Annotated in this window: 2 protein-coding genes; both read left to right on the forward strand. The window is 35.7% G+C overall.

Annotated elements, in window-relative coordinates:
- Nucleotides 1-42 precede the first annotated feature (42 nt).
- Nucleotides 43-1,968 carry a polysaccharide biosynthesis protein gene (locus HN459_09505; GenBank protein ID MBT3479677.1) on the forward strand — a complete coding sequence of 642 codons (1,926 nt, stop codon included), beginning with the start codon at nucleotides 43-45 and terminating at the stop codon, nucleotides 1,966-1,968.
- A gap of 64 nt (nucleotides 1,969-2,032) precedes the next feature.
- On the forward strand, nucleotides 2,033-2,488 hold a 456-nt coding region (locus tag HN459_09510), incomplete at its 3' end, for a hypothetical protein (GenBank protein ID MBT3479678.1).

A 2,488-nucleotide genomic window follows, 5' to 3' on the forward strand; every position in this document is an offset into this window, starting at 1 on the left:
CTTATATTAAACTCAGCCAATTATAATTAAATATTTTACACTATGAATAAATACTTTAAAAAGTCGAGGAACCTATTTAGGTTTTTAGTCGTTGATGTCGTTCTGATTTTAGGAGCACTTTACCTTGCGTTCCTTCTCAGGTTTGATTTTTCGATTCCTGAACATATCACCAATAATCTTTTTACTTATTTGCCCATCATTCTTTCGGCAAAGTTGATTTCTTTCTTTATTTTTGGAATGTATCGGGGCATGTGGCGTTATACCAGTATTTCAGATATTTTGAATATTACAAAAGCTTCATCATTGGGATCTCTCCTGTCCCTAGCAATATTAGCCTTAATTTATGGTTTAACAGGATTCCCAAGGTCGGTATTGTTCATTGACTATGCTCTTTGTACAATATTTTTAAGTATTAGCCGTGCCAGCATTCGAGTTTATTTTAGCAATTTATCTCAAACTGAAAATTTGCTTGGTCAAAGTAATTTGATGAAAAATAAGAAAAAACTAGTCATGATTGGTGGTGGCGACAGTGCTGAAAAAATAATTCGTGAAATTCGTGATAATAGAGGAATGAAGCTCGTCGTTGTTGGAATCGTAGATGATGACGGATCAAAGGTTGGTGCGACCATACACGGCATTCCAATTTTGGGTTCAATTGAAGAACTCGCTAATTTAAAAATACCTTTTGATGAAATCATAATTTGTATTCCAACAGCAACAAATGTTGAAATGCGCAGAATAGTTTCTATTTGTAAAGCTGCGGGCAAGTCTTATAGAACGGTACCAACCTTTTCAGAACTTATCGATGGCAAAGTATCCATGAAATCGGTAAGGGATGTTTCTATGGTCGATTTGTTGGGCAGAAAAGAAGTTGAATTGGATCGTTCTTCAATTTCAAATTATATTTATGGGAAAAGGGTTCTTGTCACGGGCGCCGGGGGATCAATCGGTTCTGAATTGGTTAGAAACTGCCTTACATTTGATCCCGATTTATTAATTTTATTGGATCAAAGTGAACACAACCTATTTAAAATTGGTAGAGAATGTGACCAGAGCAAACATCCTGTTTCATTTCAACCGGTACTGGGAGATATCAGAGACAAAACATTACTCCATCGTGTATTCGCATCATTTCAACCCGATGTTGTGTTTCATGCTGCTGCATATAAACATGTGCCTATGCAGGAAGAACATCCCTGGGAAGCAATTTTAACTAATATTCAAGGCACTTTAAACTTGATTGACGCTTCAGAGGATTATGGTGTAAATCGATTTGTACTGGTTTCTACAGATAAAGCAGTTAATCCGACGAATATTATGGGCGCTACAAAACGGGTCGCGGAAAAATTGATTCAAAGTAAAGCAATTGACTCAAAGGTGAAATACATGGCTGTTCGCTTCGGGAATGTAATTGGTAGCTCCGGGAGTGTTATTCCGACCTTCCAGGAACAGATTAGAAATGGTGGCCCTATTACGATTACAGACCCTAAAATGCAGAGATACTTTATGTCTATTTCTGAGGCAGCACAGCTTATTTTACAAGCAGGAGCCATGGGTGCTGGCGGGGAGATATATGTTCTTGATATGGGCAAACCCGTAAATATTAAAGATATTGCATTCGAACTTATTCGTCTTAGTGGATTAGAGCCGGAGAAAGATATTTCCATTGAATACATTGGAATGCGACCTGGAGAAAAAATGTTTGAAGAACTTCGCACAGATGAAGAAAATATTATTGATACAGGTCATGATAAAATATTAATGATGAAAAATGGTAATGGGAGTAATTGGGATCATTTGTTGGATGATGTGAGAACGGTAATTAATTCGGCTCGATCCTATGATATTAATAAAGTAACTGATGAATTAAAAAAATTCATACCTGCATATGTTCCAGATTCAAGATCTTTTAACCAAACGATAAAATCATCAATCATTGATAAAAATTTCACAGATAATAATAACTAGACTTTTAAATTATATTCAAAAATTTAGCTCAAATAAATTAATCCTTATTTGGGCTTTTTTATTTATGGCCAATCCGGCCATTGTCAATGCTCAATCACTTGATCTCCAGAAAGGATTGCAAATCACCCTGCTGCATAAGGGGAATTCTTTTTGGCATCGCTCGAATCAATTAGGTGTATATGATAAGGGTGAATATTTATCATTTTCATCTCATGGCAATTATAATAACTTATTCGATTACGGGCTTTCTGTTATTGGAAATTCCAATAATTTTGATAGACCTGTAATGCCCATTGGGTTCATGAGTAAAAGCATAAAGTGGTACAATTTTAAAATCGGTCGCTGGGAGAAAGGCATTACGGCTGAATCAGATTTATCAACAGGATCTCTGATTCGAAGTAATAATGCTATTCCAAATCCACAAATATCTTTAAGTGTCCCTAACTATAATAAGGTTACAATTTTCAATCAAGAATTTTGGGTAAAAGGTGGATTCTCTCATGGCTGGTTTTCTAAAGGA

Source organism: Candidatus Neomarinimicrobiota bacterium, assembly GCA_018647265.1.
Classification (GTDB): Bacteria; Fidelibacterota; Marinisomatia; order Marinisomatales; family TCS55; genus TCS55.